Source organism: Sphingomonas panacis (assembly GCF_001717955.1).
Classification (GTDB): domain Bacteria; phylum Pseudomonadota; class Alphaproteobacteria; order Sphingomonadales; family Sphingomonadaceae; genus Sphingomonas; species Sphingomonas panacis.
In genome coordinates this window covers 259,760-275,180 of the sequence record NZ_CP014169.1, presented here as the reverse complement: position 1 = coordinate 275,180, position 15,421 = coordinate 259,760, and the positions used below count along the sequence as shown (strand labels likewise).

Below are 15,421 nucleotides of genomic sequence, written 5' to 3'. Positions count from 1 at the left end.
ACTCGGCAAGCGTCATCCAAACTCCCGCTCACAGGCTCGTTCATGTGGTTGATCGATCGCTATAGCGACGGGCTTGGCAGAGCCCGCATACCGCTTCCCCGACCGCTTCGAGCCGCGCTCGTACGATGGTATGTAGGCGACGGCTCCCGGTCCGACGAAGAGGCCGGCATCATGCTGGTGCAACAGGCGCGCATCGGCGAAAAATGGATCGCATGCGACTGCCTTGGCAACGACCGCGAACCGCCGATCCTCACACCGGCATTCCTGTCGGAGGCAGAAACCTATTATCTGCGCAGGCTCACGGGCTCGAAACGAGCCGAGCATCTCACCAACTGCCCGTTCTTTCGCGACCAGGCGACCAACCGCATTAGCGAAGTCCGCAATCCAGAAACGCCCGCCGACCCGCCAGTGGGCTATTTCGAAGTCCTGCGCCCGGCGCCCGAGAAGCTCGCGCAACGCCCCGACGAGGACAGTAGCGACGACCGGACACGCAACGCCTCAATGCCGAGATTGGCACGCCTGCTGTGGCGCCTGCTGAACGCCTCCGGCCTCAACCGTTCCTCTCCGATCTCCGAGGAACCACCCGAGCGCTCGATCACTCAGGAATTCAAGGCACTGAGCGCGGCCGCGGCAAGGATCGAGATCGCCCCTGGCGTCGAACTCAGCCGGGCGCTCTGGACGCATGCCAGGGCGCTTCACACCAAGCGCGCATTTGCCAGCATCCGCGAGCTTGCCCGAGAATGGCCCCGCGGACATGCCCCGCAAGGCTTTCTGACGGTTTTCGCGCAGGAATTCCGGGGATCTACAATCTACCCGGCCGGTTCCGAGCCAATTTCCGTTGCGAACCGGATCCAATCGCCGTCTGTGAGAGGCAACCGCATCAAGGGTCCCTTTCTCATCATTGTTGTCATCGGTGAGTATCCCGAAGCGCATGGCTACGCACCCTTGAGGGCTTACGCGCAGCCCATTTTCTCGGGCAATCGCTTCGTTCCAGTCGAATCAGAGTTCGAACGAAACACCTTGCGTGCCCTTCTCGGTCTCCGCCATGCCTTCGACCGCGACGGAATCGATATTGCGATCGAGAAGCCGGTATTCGACATACTAACGCCGCTCGGTGCGTGTCGACCGGATTTCTTGCTGGAGGCACGCTCGCGGCACACCGGCGAAGTCCGGCAGCTCATCGTCGAGGCTATGGGATTTTCCAGCGACGAATATCGCGCTTCCAAGACCGTCACGCATCCACGCATGGCGCAAATCGCCCCTGTCGTCGGCATCACACCGGAGGATCTGGAAGCGGGACGCCTCGGCGGGATCCTGGCCGAAAAATTGGCTGGTTAAACGCCGGCGATCGATACATTCAGTTCCACGACAGCGTAGCCGCGAACGAGCCCACGATGAGAAGCGTCATGGGCGTAGAAAGCAGATAACGCTTCTGCCACAGCCACCATGTCTTGGGGATGAAGCGCAGAACATCCCTGGTGGATTTCAGCCCGACCCAAGCTCGTTCGCGATACAGCTCGGAAAGCGACGCCGCGATGGAAAGCGTCACGGCTATGCCACAGCAGAGGCCCGCGGCAGCATACAGGGCCATCCAGTTCGAGATTTCAGTCTGCGATAGAAGGGCCATCCAATGTCTCCAGCCTCGAGGTCCCGGTTGGACGCCTATTTACAGAGGTCCTGCTTCCACTACGCATTCCAGTCTATACCGGGCCCAACAGCTTATACTCATAGACCTGCCGAACGCGCGAAACCTATTTGAGCAATGCCTTCGCGATGTCCTCGTAGCGGGCCGGGTGAACTCTATCCTTTGATGGAAACCGTGCGAGATCCAATGTCTCGTCGTTGAACGAAATTGCAACCGAGTTCACGACGCCGGCGGCGGGACGCGAATAGGGAAGAAGCCAAATTACCCGGCGCGTCGCCAGGGTCGACCTCATTTTGGCGAGATCGCGCGCCAACGCCGGTCCCGGAATATCGTTCGATCCAACAGCAAGAATCGCAGTGCCATAGGTCTTCGTCGACTTGCGCCATGCGAGAATCTGTTTCGCGGTAGCGCGCTCCGCGGCGATCACGTCACAATGCATCGTCCGCCGCGCATTGATCGCGCTCGCGGTTCCGACGCCCGTGCTATCGCCCATGATCAAGCATTCGAACATGACGCCCTCGCTGCATTCACACACGAGATGCGGCCGAGCGTAAGCGGTTCGTCCCCGAAAGGCCGCATCGAAATCTCAGCTGCGCAGCGCTGCATCGATGTGGGCCTCGACTTCCGACAGGTCCGCTTCCCCTAAAATATATGTGCTGTCTTCCTCCGCGAAGAACCGGCGGGTGCGCTCCTCGATTGATAAGGAAGTACCCGGAAAATCCTCACCGAATCGTTCAATCCAGCGCCCTTCCATAAACTCCGTAAGAGCAGCGGATGCGCTGCTTTCATCATCGTGAATGCTAATGAACCTCGCATTCCTATAGATGATCACTAGCACCATAACCAGCATTGAACTGCTCGCTTGACCTTGACCGTAATCACCGAGCGTTGCCTCGCCTGGGACGACTTACTGACAGTGAGAACGGGTGCCGAGCTGATCATGTTCTTATCGGTTGAGCAGAGCGCTGAGAGCGGTCTCTGAACCGTGCCCGGCCTCAAATCATCATTCAAAGCAATTCAGATTCGAGCCCAACGACATCGGCTGCCCCGGCGCGGATCGCGGCGTCGAGCGCGATCGTCTGAGGCAGGAGGCGTGCTGCAAAGAAGCGGGCGAGGGCTGTTTTACGCTGCGTCAGTCCAGGTACGGCATTTGCCTTGGCCGCCGCCTTGACGGCCATCCGCACCGAGAGCCACCCATAGGTCACCAATGCAAGAGAACGCAGATAGTCTGTGGCGGCTGCGCCGGCTTCTTCCAGATCCGTTCCCTTCGCCAGCATATAGTCGGTCAATCCTTCCAGCCGGATGAGCGCCTCGCTGGTAGCATTAACGGCTTCGCCGAGGTTGGCGTCGCCAGCGGCTGCCTGCAGGTCATGAGCGATCATCGCGAAGAATCGCTTGACCAGACCGCCATTCTCTATCGGCACCTTCCGGCCCACCAGATCCATCGCCTGCACCCCGTTGGTGCCTTCGTAAATCTGCGTGATGCGGGCGTCGCGGACATATTGCTCCATCCCCCACTCGCGGATATAGCCGTGGCCACCGAACACCTGCTGCGACATGACGGCGGTCTCGAAGCCGAAGTCGGTGAAGGCAGCCTTGACCACTGGCGTCAGGAGAGCAACGAAACCATCGGCCACGCGCCGCGTCTCGGCGTCGGGATGACGCGCCGCGACGTCCATCTGCAACGCGGTCCAGACGGCAAGCGCACGACCGGCGTCGGTCAGCGCGCGCCCGGTCATCAGCATTTTCCTTACGTCAGCATGCTCTATGATCGGAACAGGCCCGCGCGCGCCATCGGCCGATCTCCCCTGCAAACGCTCGCGGGCGTAAGCGACAGCTTTCTGGTTGGCGGCCTCGCCGATCGCGAGCCCCTGGATTCCCACGAACAAACGCTCAGCATTCATCATCGTGAACATGGCGTTCAATCCCCGGCCCGGCTCGCCGACCAGCCAGCCGATCGCACCGTCATAATTCATGACGCAAGTCGGCTGGGCGTGGATCCCCATCTTATGCTCTAGCGAACCGACCGACATGCCGTTGCGCGACCCGAGCGAACCATCCTTGTTGACGAGGAATTTCGGCGACAGGAACAGGCTGATACCCTTCACCCCCTTTGGAGCATCAGGGAGCCGCGCCAGCACCAAGTGGACGATGTTGCCGCCGAGATCATGATCGCCCGATGAGATGAAGATCTTGGTGCCCGTGATCGCGTAGGATCCGTCGCCCACGGGCTGGGCGCGGGTGGAGAGCAGGCCGAGGTCGGTGCCGGCCGAGGATTCTGTCAGCGCCATAGCGCCTGTCCATTCGCCCGAGATCATTTTGGGCAGGTAGGTGGCCTTCAATGCGTCGCTCGCGTGGTGGCCAATCGCCTCCACCGCGCCACGCGTCAGGCCCGGGAAAAGGCCGAACGAAAGATTAGCCGAGGCGATCATCTCGTCGAGCAGGATCTGCAGGACACGCGGCAGGCCCTGCCCACCATATTTCGCGTCACCTGAGAGTCCCGGCCAACCAGCCGCTACGAACGCGCTATAGGCATCGATCGTGCCCGCCGGCGTTATCGCCTGGCCGTTCTCCAGACGACAGCCTTCCTCGTCACCGGGACGATTGAGAGGCTCGAGGACCTCGGCACAGAACTTGCCACCCTCCTCGAGGATACTCGTGGCGAGCGCCGTATCGATGTCTTCAAAACCGGGCAGCACTCTCACCACGGCGTCGAAATCGAACACGTCACCAAGCAGAAACGTTATGTCTTCAATCGGGGGAACATAGGCAGCCATGAGATTTCCTAATCTTCGTCAGTTGCGCAGTGGCTTGCCGGTTGTCAGCATGTGCCGGATGCGATCGAGCGATGCAGGCGTTGCGAGAAGATCCACGAACGCTTCGCGTTCGAGCGCTAGGATCGCATCCTCGCTCTGCGGTTTCACGGGGTCGGCCGCTAGACCGCCCGTCAGCACGTTGGCAAGCGCCATGCCGATCACCTTGTCGTGCGCGGTGATCCGGCCGGCCAGCGCCTCGCCGTCCAATATGTTGTTGAGCGCGCTTGCGCCGGAGGGACCAGCGAGTGCGATCTGGATCGGCTCAGGCGGAACATAGCCCTCAGCCAGTTCGAGCGCCTTGGCCTTGGCATCCCCGAGCAGGCGATCGCGATTCATCGTGATGCCATCCGCCGGCCGCAGGAAACCAAGCGTTCGGGCATCGAAGGCGCTGGTCGTTGTCCTGGCGGGGGCTATGATGTTGAAAACGGAAAGCGCCGCCGCAACCGGGCCGTGCGGAGCGTGCGCGGCGGAGGACTGTCTGACCAGCATCTCCTTGCAGCCACCCCAGCCGGGGATGAGCCCGACCTTGGTCTCGACAAGCCCCATGGACAGCTCAGCATGGGCCTGGATGGCATCACAGTGCAAAAGGAGCTCGCAACCGCCGCCCAGCGCGATACCCGAGGCGGCGGCCACGATCGGGAAAGGCGCATACTTGATGGCCTTGAACGTGCGGTGCCCTTGATCGATGAAGGCCCCGATCGCCCCACGCCCACCCTTCTCGAACGTGTCGAGAAACACGCGCAGGTCAGCACCCGCGCTGAAATATGGCGCGTCGCTACCGATCACCAGCGCCTTGAAGTCGGCACGACAGCGCTCGACCGCCTGCTCGATCGCATCGAGCAGATCCGTGCTGAACGTATTCAGCTTGGTACGGATCTCAAAACAGGCAACGCCCTCGCCCAGATCCCAGAGTTGCGCCGTCTCCCAGACGGCGACCGGCTCGCCCGCCAAAGCGAGGTCGGACAGCAGCAGCACATCATCGCCGCGGCTCACGGGTGCGGTGGCACCATCAGGGCGGAGGCTGGACCGCCGGCCGCCTTTGACCGCATAAAAGCCTCCCTCCCGGGCGGCGAGCGCCAGATAGGCGGGTACGGCCGCGCCTCGGGCTTCGAGCCGGGCCTTGAACCAGGCGGCGCCCAGCCGGTCGATCAGTTCCAACGGCCCCTGCTTCCAGCCATAGCCGGAGCGCATCGCTTCATCGACCGCCTCCGGCGTGTCGGCGATATCCGGCACCAGTGAAGCCGCATAGGCCAAAGTCCGCTCCATGACGGCGGCGGCAAAGCGGCCACCGCTCCCCGGCTGCTCCATCAGCGAACGCGGATCACCGCGCGCAGCAGCCAGGCTTTCGGAAGAAACGGGTTTCTGCGGGCGGTAGTCGCCGGTCGCAAGGTCGATCACCTCGCGCGTCCTGCGGTCAGCCGAGAGGCGCGTGAAGCCTGCGCCGCTCTTGCGGCCCAGGCGGTTCTCCGCGATCATGTGCGCGATCAGCAGCGGCTCGGCCGCATAATCCTGGATCGCGTCGTCAGCGCCGGTTGCACGTTGCAGGCTCCGCAAGACCATCGGCAACAGGTCGATGCCCACGAGATCGAGCAGACCGAATATGCCGGTCGCGGGGATGCCGAAGGGCTTGCCGAGAACGGCATCGGCTTCTTCGACGTCGATGCCAAGGCTGATCGCTTCATTCAGCCCGACGGACAGCCAGTAATTGCCGATGCGGTTGGCGATGAAGCCGGGCGTGTCCTTGCAAGTGACGACCGTCTTGCCGAGCGATCGGTCAGCGAACGCGCTGATGGTCGAGGTCACCTCCGGCCTGGCCGCCTCACCGGAGACCAGTTCCAGCAAGCGCATGATGCGTGGCGGATTGAAAAAGTGCGTGATGAGGAAATCGGCGGCGAACCGCTCCGGCAGTCCTGTCGCAAGATCCGCGAGCGGAATGGTCGATGTATTGGAGGAGACGATCGAGCCGGCCTTTCGAACACCTTCGATCGCACGATAGAGGCCCTGCTTAATCTCCAGATTCTCGGCCACCGCCTCCACGATCCAGTCGGCTTCGACAAGACGCGAGAGGTCGTCCGCCGTCGACCCCGTGCTGATCCGGTTGGCGAAGGCGGGATCCATGAAGCCGCCGGCCTTGAGCTGCCGGGCAATGCCGGCATCCGCCAAGGCCTTATCCGTATCCAGCAGGATCACGTCGAGCCCGGCATTTGCAAGATGAGCTGCGATGCCTGAGCCCATGACGCCCGCGCCGATCACTGCGGCAGTACGAATCTCGGTCATGCTCAAGCGGCCTCCAATACCATTGCAATCCCTTGGCCACCGCCGATGCACTGGGTCGCCAGCGCGTGCCGGCCTCCATCGCGCTTGAGCAGCAGCGACGCCTTGCCAACCAGCCTGGCGCCGGTGGCGCCGAGCGGATGACCCAACGCGATCGCGCCGCCGTCGCGATTCAGGCGCGCCGGTTCGATATCGAGATCGTGGCAGCAGGCGAGCACTTGCGCGGCGAACGCCTCGTTCATCTCGATGACGTCCAGCTGGGCGGCGGTGACGCCTGCGCGCTTCAAAGCCTTGCGGCTGGCTTCGACAGGCCCGATCCCCATGATCTCCGGCGCGCATCCCGAGATTGCATAACCCGCGATTCGCGCCAGCGGTGTCAGCTTGTTGCGTTGCACGAAGGCTTCCGAGCAGACGAGCGTCGCCGACGCTCCGTCGGTCAAGGGTGAGGAATTACCTGCGGTGACGGAGCCATCCGCCTTGAACGCGGTCTTGAGACCGGCAAGCTTTTCAGCGTCCGTTGCACGCGGACAGCCATCAGCGCCGACATCGCCGATCGGCGCGAGTTCGGAGGCCAGTCGTCCATCGGCACGCGCCGCGAGCGCCTTGTTCTGGCTTTCCAGAGAGTAGGCGTCCTGCTCTTCCCGCGAGATGTCGTAGCGATCTGCGAGATTTTCCGCCGTCAGCCCCATGTTGAGGAATGCGGTGCGCTGGGCATCGCTCCACCGCGGATTGGGCATCGGATTGAAGCCCATCATCGGAACCCGGCTCATCGTCTCGACGCCGCCGGCGATGAAGACATCCCCGGCGCCCATGGCGATGGCCCCAGCCGCCATCTGGACTGCCTGCATCGACGAACCGCACCAGCGGTTGACCGTCGAGCCGCCGACCGATTGCGGCAAGCCCGCAATCAGCGCGGCGCAGCGCGCGATGTTGAGACCATGCTCTCCCTCGGGAAACGCGCAGCCCAGATTGACGTCTTCGATCTCATTCGGATCGATGCCCGACCGGCCGACCAGGGCCTTGATGATCTCGGCCACGAGGTCATCGGGTCGCACGGTTGAGAGAGAACCTCGATAGGCGGGCGTAAAGGGGCTGCGCAGGTAATCAACAATGTAGGCGGTTGTCATTTTCGCTCGTCCTCAAGCCTGGATTTTTGGTGTCGAACCGGTCGGTCGCGATGAATCTCGATCGGAATTCTCCCGCAGCCGGAGCATCGTGCGGATACCCGCCAAACCGATCGGCGATCGCCAAAATGCCGATTCCGAGCCGATCATCGGCGAATCTCTCCGCGCTGCTGGCCATTTGGAATTGCGCCCTCCGCGGCGGCACCGATGCGCGTCGCTTTGTCGTGGCGCTTGTATCAAACGGTCGATACAGTTAGCAAGCAGAGATTGCCTGCTATGTGAGGAGCGGAAGCGGACGGTCGCGACAAGCGCGGTCCGCCGTTATGCGGTGATGATAATTCGCTCAGAAAGGCAGCCAGATTTGCGATGACCGAACACGAGAACCCGGATGCCAAAGTGCCGCGGAGCAGGCTTGGAAGCGCATTGCAGCAGGAAAATGTCAGCGACCGACACAAGGATGTTCTGGAAGCTGCCGCCACCTTGTTCGCGGAACGCGGCTACGCCGCAACCTCTGTCCGCGATATCGGCGAACAGGTCGGACTGCTGGGAGGATCGCTCTATCACTATATCAAATCGAAGGAGGCCCTCTTCGTCCGCATCCACGATATCGCCCTGCAAATGGCGGAGGACCGCATTGCTTTCGCGATCTCACAATTTGTCGACCCGTGGGACCGGCTCGAGGCGGCCTGCATAACCATGCTGGAGATCCAGCTGGACCCCGCCTCGCTGACGATGCCGCTGATGAAAGATTTTGCCTCGGTACCAATGGAAATCCGCGCGCGACTCATCGCAAAGCGCGACGAATTCGAACATATTTTTCGCGACCTGGTCACCGATCTGCCGCTGGATCCCGCAGTCGACCGCGGTGTTTACCGTCTGCTGCTCCTGACGCTGCTCAACAATGTGAGTGGATGGTACAAGGACGGTCGCTTGGCGCCCCAGGAGATAGCGCGCCAGATCGTCCAGATATTTCGGCAGTCGCAACGGTGAGCCGCGTGCGCATCATATTCAGCGCCCAGTTTCGACAGGTGTTCTTTGCAATGACTACTCGAAATTACGGAAGGAATTGCCAATGGATAGCCCTGAAACGGAAAAGCAGGCCGGAACCCACACGGTTCTCCTCATCCATGCCCATTCCGAAGCGGACAGCTTCGTATCGGCGATGCGTGATACCATCAGGAATGAACTGGCCGGCGAGGGCTGGACGATTACGGAATCCGATCTCTACGCTATGGGCTTCAATCCCGTCCTGTCGCCCTCCGACTTCCCCAGTCGCAAGAATGAAGATCATCTGGTCTATGCGCTGGAGCAGCGACATGCTTACGAGACGGGCACGCTGCCGGCGGAGATCACCGAGGAAATCGCCAAGGTCCTGGCCGCCGATCTCCTCATATTTACCTTCCCGATATTCTGGTTCAGCCTTCCAGCGATCCTGAAGGGCTGGATTGATAGAGTGTGGATCTCGGGCCCCTTTTATGGCGGACGCCGAATCTATGGCAGTGGCGGCTTGCGCGGCAAGCGCGCCCTGGCGGTCTTCAGCCTGGGAGGCAGGGAGCATATGTTCGGCCCCGGCTCGCTGCATGGCGAATTGGAAACTGGGCTATTGCGCCACTTCCTGCAGGGCACGCTTGGCTATACCGGCCTTGAGGTGATCGCACCATTCACCGCCTATCACGTGCCATATCTCAGTCAGAATGAGCGGGCGGGAATGTTGGAACAGCTTCGCCGTTACGTCGCCGATCTCGATAGCCATCCTGTGCTCCCGATGCCGAACCTCGATGCTTTCGACGCCAGCTTTGCGCCTTTGGGAGCATGAGACGCTTGGATCGGGACCGGCTTGTGTGGCGCGGTTTTCTGGAGCGGTCCACGGATCCCTCGACCTTCAGCTCGCTCCGAGCATGGAGTCGACTCATCCTGCATGGAAAGGGATCCGCCCGACATATTCCGCAAATTTCCCGACCCTTTCTCAGGCCGCCTCGGCGTACGAAACTTGACATTAAGCGAACCCGATTTACCTTTTCGCGACTATGGCTGACCTGATCTCCGGGACCGTCCTGCTGAACTATCCTGCCCTGGTCAGGGAATTGGGTGGCGACCCGGACCGGCTGCTTACCGCGCACAACATCGCCCCGGCAGCCGTGGGGGTGGCAGACCGGCTCTTGCGCTACACTGCGGTGGCGACCTTGGTGGGGGAGACCGCCGCCGATCTGAATTGTCCCGATTTCGGCATGCGGCTCGCTCGCAAGCAGGGGGTGCAAAGCCTCGGACCCGTCGCGGTGCTGATCCGGCATGCCGAAACGGTCGGCGATGCCATCGAGGGCGTATCGCGATATCTGTATCATTGCGCGCCGCCCGACATCGCGGCACTGCGACGTGGGCGAAGCACCGCCGTGTTCACGCTTGAGATAGCCCTGCGGCAGATGGCTTATCGAGATCATTGGATTGAAAAAGGCCTGATGCTCACGATGGAGGCATTCCGGCTGATGCTCGGACCCGATTTCGCGCCGCTCCGGGTCACGATGCAGCACCGCGCCATCTCGCCCCCGACCGCTTATCGCCAATTCTTCGGCTCCCCGGTCGAATTCGGCTGCGAACTCAATTCCATACATGTGCCGCTAGCGGTGCTAAGCAAGCCGATTCCTGGCCATGATCCGACGATCTTGGCGATGGCGGAGAATTACCTTTCTCAAATAGGGTCAGCGCTGCCGCTCGTCGAACATGTGCGCGAACTTATTCATCGCATGCTCAAGATCAACCAGGCCAATCTCGTCGACGTCGCGCGAGCCCTGATCGTGCATCCGCGCATTCTTCAACGACGGCTGTCGGAATATGGAACTTCGTTTGAGGCGATTCTCGACGAAGTCCGTCGCGAAATGGCCTGGCAGTTATCGGAACGCATCCCACGCGCTTCACAAATCGCGAATATGCTCGGCTACTCGGAGCAGAGCGGTTATTCGCGCGCTTGCCGGCGCTGGTACGGGCAAACGCCCCGTCAGCTGATCGCCAGCCGATACAAGCGGCCATTGAGCGCTTGAACGATACGTGCCCGGTTTGACCGCCCACGAGCCGGTCGCGAAATGGTAAACAATACTCGTGAAATGACAAGTTAGCCGACACCGGGCGCGGTATGATCCACGCAACATCAAGATGGTAGACGATAGAGTCTGCCGCGAAGGATGAGGATCTGAAATGGTGGCCTGGATCGAATATTTCGGAGCGTTGCGGATCTCGCCCGTCGAGTTGGTGGTTGCAGCATGATGCGCGCGGTCGTCATGCAGTCCGGCGATCTCTCATTGGCCGAATTCCCCATTCCGCAGCCCGGACCGCGCGAAGTGCTCGTGAAAACTCTGGCGTGTGGCATTTGCGGCAGCGACCTTCACTGCGCCGCCCACGGTCGTCAGTTGCTGTCAAGTGCGAAGGAGGTTGCGGGCATCGACCTGTTCGGGTTTGATGATCCTGTCATCATGGGTCACGAGATCTGCGCGGAGGTGCTCGAATACGGGCCCAATTGCCGCAAGACCCTCTCACCAGGCACGCGCGCCGTCTCCGCCCCCTTTCTGCTAAGGCCAGAACCGGTTTCGCTCGTTTTTGGAACCCCGCAGACGCCCGGCGGCTACGCCGAATATATGCTGCTATCGGAAGACATGCTGATTCCGGTGCCGCAGCATCTGCCCAGTGATCTGGCGACGCTCGCCGAGCCGTTGGCCGTCGCATTGCATGCTGTGAACCGCGGCAAGCTGGGTGCCAATGACGTTCCGATCGTGATCGGTTGCGGGCCGATCGGGCTCGCCGTGATTGCGGTCCTCAAGATGCGCGGAATAGGTCCGATCGTTGCGGCGGACTTCTCGCCGTCGCGCCGCCGGATGGCAAAGATGATCGGTGCGGATGTCGTCGTCGATCCCCGTGAGACTTCGCCATATGATAGCTGGAGGGCCGTGGCTGCCGCCACCGACCTCAGCCAGTTCGGGCGTCAGACCCAGATGTTTCCCGGCCACGCATTCCGGCCGTCGGTCGTGTTCGAATGCGTTGGCATACCGGGCATCATCCAGCAGATCCTCGCCGGCGCCGCTCCCTGCAGCAAGATCGTGGTTGCAGGTCTCTGCATGGAGCTCGACAAATTCTATCCCTCCTTTGCCATCATCAAGGAGGTGGACATCGTCTTCTGCATTGCGTTCGCGATGGATGAATATGCGGAAGCGTTCGATCATATCGCATCGGGCAAACTCGATGCTGGCGCTCTGATCACGAGCCATGTCGGTCTCGAAGGCGTGCCCGAGGCTTTCGCAAGGCTCAAAGATCCAGAGCGAGACGCCAAGATCGTCGTCATTCCGTGATGATCGATGACCGCCAGTGAAGCGGAGTTACAGAGATACAAACACAGGAGAAGACCATGACCGCCACCGCCGCATCCGATAACGCCCCCGTCCTCTTCCTCCCGCAGGACAGGCTACTGACACTGAACGTGAACGAGGTGCCGCTTCTCAAGGATGGTGCAGGCCCCGGCATCAGCTTTCAGCCGCTGCTTCTCGATCCCGAAATGGGGGTCTGGACGGTGATGGGCACATTTGCGCCGGGCGCCACGCTTCCGACGCATCTTCATACCGGTGCAGTGCATGGCTTAACGCTCAAGGGCAGCTGGATCTACAAGGAGTATCCCGACCAAGTCCAAGTGCAGGGTTCCTATCTGTACGAGCCGGCTTCGTCGATGCACACCTTCTACGTCCCTGACACCAACACGGAAGACACGGTGGTGTTGTTCATCGTGAACGGTGCCAACATCGGTTTCACCGATGATGGGCAGTTCCACTCGACGCTTGACGCTGTCACCGTCCGCGCACTGACCGAACAATGGGCGCAGGCCAATGGCGGGGTGACGGTTCCCTACCTCTCGGGTGGAACGGCACGCCAGGTCGAGGTGAAGACCCAACCGAATCGCGTTGCCGCGTTGGCAGAATGATGCTCCGTTCGCAATACGCGCGGCCGCCGGTCAATGATGGAGACATCCTGCAATGTTTCCTGGCGTAATTCCACGACAATATTCATCGAAGGTCCACGACAACCTTCGCCCTCTCCTACTTGACGACAGGAACTCGATCTGTGGCAGAACCGAGGCTGGTGAATATCGCGGGGCGGGAGGCTTATTCCTATCCCTTGCTCATCGGTCAGTTGCTGGCCTCGGTCAAGCAGTACCGGACGACTGAAATTGTCAGCGCGGGACGGCGCTTTTCCTATGTCGCGCTCCGCGAGCGCATTCATCGGCTGGCTTCGCTCCTCCGCTCACTTGGAGTACAGGCAGGCGACACCGTGGCTGTCATGGACTGGGACAGCCATCGCTACCTTGAATGCTATTTCGCGATTCCGATGATGGGCGCCGTTCTCCAGACGGTCAACGTGCGCCTGTCACGGGATGTCATCGGATTCACTCTTCGCCAGGCGGGCGCGAAGCTTCTCTTGTGCCATGCTGAATTCGAACCGGTCGTCGAGGACCTGCGAGACGCCCTTCCCGACCTGGAGCATGTCGTTCGGCTCATCGATGGCGATGAGCCTGGCACCTACGAAGCGCTGTTAGCGGCGGCGCTTCCTGAATTTCCGTTCTCTGACTTTGACGAGAACGCGATCGCCACAACCTTTCATACCACCGGGACAACGGGCGATCCCAAGCAGGTATTCTTCACGCACCGGCAGATCGTTCTGCACACGCTCGCTGCCAGCGCAACCCTGGCCAATCAACCAGATGGCCAAGGCCTGCGCCGGAGCGACGTCTATATGCCGATGACCCCGCTGTTCCACGTCCACGCCTGGGGCCTGCCCTATATCGCAACCATGCTGGGCCTGAAGCAGGTGTATCCCGGTCGTTATGATCCGGGGACGCTTCTTGCACTCAAGAAGCAGGAAGGCGTCACTTTCTCCCATGGTGTTCCGACACTGCTGCGGATGGTCCTTGATGCCGCATCGGAGTCGTTGGCCCCCTGGACAATGCTGGTGGGCGGGTCAGCGCTGTCTCCAGACCTGGCCCGGGAAGCCGCCAGGAAGGGGATCGTGACGGTTTGCGGCTACGGTATGTCCGAGACGGGACCGATCCTGTCGATCGGGCGCTCCGGACCGGAGGACACCATAGATAGCAAATGCCGTGCCGGCTTTCCGATCCCGCTTGTTCACATGCGGACAGAGCCGGATGGACGCGGGGAACTCCAGGTGCGTGCGCCCTGGGTAACCCAGGGCTATGCCGCCCAGGACGCATCGGACGCGCTGTGGGAGGATGGCTGGCTGCACACCCAGGATATCGCCGAGATAGATCCAGATGGCGGCGTTCGGATCGTCGACCGGATCAAGGACGTCATCAAGACGGGCGGCGAATGGGTGTCGTCGATCGAGATCGAGGCGTTGCTCATGTCGCACCCCGCCGTCTCGGAAGCAGCCGTCATCGCCATCCCCAGCAAGAAATGGGGTGAGCGCCCCAAAGCTTTTGTGGTGGGCTCACCGGGAACGGCAGCGCCGCCACCGCAAGAACTTCGAGCGTTTCTGGCCCAATTCGCGACAGGTGGGCACATCAGTCCCTATGCCGTTCCGGACGAGATCGTGTTCCGCGACAGCCTTCCGCGCACGAGCGTCGGCAAAATCGACAAGAGGCTGCTCCGACAAAATGCCGAGTCCGAGCCGAACGCGGTGCTGAGCACCCGCATAGCAACTCAAGGAGATATCCATGGCCCGTAACAGCGCGTTGATAACCGGCGCATCCGCAGGAATTGGCGCCATCTATGCCGATCGGCTGGCGCGGCGTGGTTACGACCTCGTGCTGGTGGCGCGAAACGGTGATCGCCTGGAGGCGATCGCCGAGCGATTGCGCGCGGAGACCGGGCGCAGCATCGAGACTGTGACCGCCGATCTTGGCCACCAGGACGATCTCGCACGCATTGAGCGACTGTTGGGCGAACGCCTGGACATCACGATGCTCGTGAACAATGCGGGCGTGGGTGCCGTCACGCCGTTGCTGAACTCCGACGTCCAGGCCATGGCGGCGATCATCGATCTCAATGTTCTTGCTCTCACACGGCTCACTTATGCAGCAGCAACTGCGTTCGTTGCGCATGGAGGCGGGACCATTATCAATATTGCCTCCGTCGTTGCGATCTCTCCAGAAACGCTGAATGGGGTTTATGGCGCCTCCAAAGCTTTCGTCCTCGCATTAACCCAGTCCATGCATCATGAGTTGAGCGACAAAGGGATAAGGGTGCAGGCGGTACTGCCGGGGGCGACCGCCACTGAATTCTGGAGCCATGCCGGCCTTCCTCACCAAAATCTTCCGAAAGAGATCGTGATGGAGGCAGGCGAGATGGTGGATGCGGCGCTGACCGGACTTGATCTCGGGGAAGTCGTGACGCTTCCGGCGCTTCAGAACGCCGACGATTGGGAGCGATACGAGGGTCTGCGCCGGGAGCTTTCGACCCGCATCTCACTCGCTTCAGCAGCACCACGATATAGCAGCCAAATCCGCTCACCGCAGGGCTGACACCTCAGTGCCGGGGCATATCCGCTCGCAAGAGTGAACCCCGTCGGAGCGG

Annotated in this window: 14 protein-coding genes; 8 read left to right on the top strand and 6 right to left on the bottom strand. The window is 61.3% G+C overall.

The annotated features are described in order from the left end of the window. Positions 1–42 precede the first annotated feature (42 nt). Entirely contained in the window at positions 43–1,338 is a 1,296-nt protein-coding gene (locus J0A91_RS24470) for a hypothetical protein (RefSeq protein WP_069207808.1), read from the top strand. A 19-nt stretch (positions 1,339–1,357) separates the two neighbouring features. Here J0A91_RS24470 and J0A91_RS24465 read toward each other — a convergent pair whose 3' ends face one another. The 6 genes from J0A91_RS24465 to J0A91_RS24440 form a co-directional block, all read right to left on the bottom strand. Beyond that, complete coding sequence (locus J0A91_RS24465) at positions 1,358–1,627, bottom strand: hypothetical protein (RefSeq protein ID WP_069207807.1); 270 nt, start codon at positions 1,625–1,627, stop codon at positions 1,358–1,360. Positions 1,628–1,751: 124 nt separating this feature from the next. Beyond that, the gene (locus J0A91_RS24460; RefSeq protein WP_069207806.1) at positions 1,752–2,156 is read right to left on the bottom strand and encodes a hypothetical protein; all 405 of its coding nucleotides are present in this window, start codon (positions 2,154–2,156) and stop codon (positions 1,752–1,754) included. Between the two features lie 75 nt (positions 2,157–2,231). Further along, positions 2,232–2,495, bottom strand: a complete 264-nt coding sequence (locus tag J0A91_RS24455) for a hypothetical protein (RefSeq protein WP_069207805.1) — start codon at positions 2,493–2,495, stop codon at positions 2,232–2,234. 157 nt (positions 2,496–2,652) lie between these two features. Next, entirely contained in the window at positions 2,653–4,422 is a 1,770-nt protein-coding gene (locus J0A91_RS24450) for an acyl-CoA dehydrogenase (RefSeq protein WP_069207804.1), read from the bottom strand. 18 nt (positions 4,423–4,440) lie between these two features. Beyond that, positions 4,441–6,738, bottom strand: a complete 2,298-nt coding sequence (locus J0A91_RS24445; RefSeq protein WP_069207803.1) for a 3-hydroxyacyl-CoA dehydrogenase/enoyl-CoA hydratase family protein — start codon at positions 6,736–6,738, stop codon at positions 4,441–4,443. Between the two features lie 2 nt (positions 6,739–6,740). After that, a complete protein-coding gene (locus tag J0A91_RS24440; protein WP_069207802.1) occupies positions 6,741–7,862 on the bottom strand; it encodes a thiolase family protein in 1,122 nt (373 codons plus the stop codon). Between the two features lie 363 nt (positions 7,863–8,225). On the opposite strand from J0A91_RS24440, the gene J0A91_RS24435 reads away from it, so the two are divergent. The 7 genes from J0A91_RS24435 to J0A91_RS24405 all read left to right on the top strand — a co-directional run bounded on the left by J0A91_RS24435 (position 8,226) and on the right by J0A91_RS24405 (position 15,369). Further along, a complete protein-coding gene (locus tag J0A91_RS24435) occupies positions 8,226–8,849 on the top strand; it encodes a TetR/AcrR family transcriptional regulator (RefSeq protein WP_069207800.1) in 624 nt (207 codons plus the stop codon). An 82-nt stretch (positions 8,850–8,931) separates the two neighbouring features. Beyond that, positions 8,932–9,675, top strand: a complete 744-nt coding sequence (locus tag J0A91_RS24430; RefSeq protein ID WP_069207799.1) for an NAD(P)H-dependent oxidoreductase — start codon at positions 8,932–8,934, stop codon at positions 9,673–9,675. Positions 9,676–9,886: 211 nt separating this feature from the next. After that, positions 9,887–10,894 (top strand): AraC family transcriptional regulator, encoded by a 1,008-nt coding sequence (locus J0A91_RS24425; RefSeq protein ID WP_069207798.1) that lies wholly within the window; start codon positions 9,887–9,889, stop codon positions 10,892–10,894. Between the two features lie 219 nt (positions 10,895–11,113). Next, positions 11,114–12,193 carry a zinc-binding dehydrogenase gene (locus tag J0A91_RS24420; RefSeq protein WP_240502326.1) on the top strand — a complete coding sequence of 360 codons (1,080 nt, stop codon included), beginning with the start codon at positions 11,114–11,116 and terminating at the stop codon, positions 12,191–12,193. 56 nt (positions 12,194–12,249) lie between these two features. Next, positions 12,250–12,816 carry a 2,4'-dihydroxyacetophenone dioxygenase family protein gene (locus J0A91_RS24415; protein WP_069207797.1) on the top strand — a complete coding sequence of 189 codons (567 nt, stop codon included), beginning with the start codon at positions 12,250–12,252 and terminating at the stop codon, positions 12,814–12,816. 140 nt (positions 12,817–12,956) lie between these two features. Beyond that, positions 12,957–14,573: a long-chain-fatty-acid--CoA ligase gene (locus J0A91_RS24410; RefSeq protein WP_069207796.1), complete on the top strand. Its 1,617-nt coding sequence runs from the start codon at positions 12,957–12,959 to the stop codon at positions 14,571–14,573. Next, the gene (locus J0A91_RS24405; RefSeq protein ID WP_069207795.1) at positions 14,563–15,369 is read left to right on the top strand and encodes an SDR family NAD(P)-dependent oxidoreductase; all 807 of its coding nucleotides are present in this window, start codon (positions 14,563–14,565) and stop codon (positions 15,367–15,369) included. The genes J0A91_RS24410 and J0A91_RS24405 overlap by 11 nt, the downstream gene beginning before the upstream one ends. Positions 15,370–15,421 lie beyond the last annotated feature (52 nt).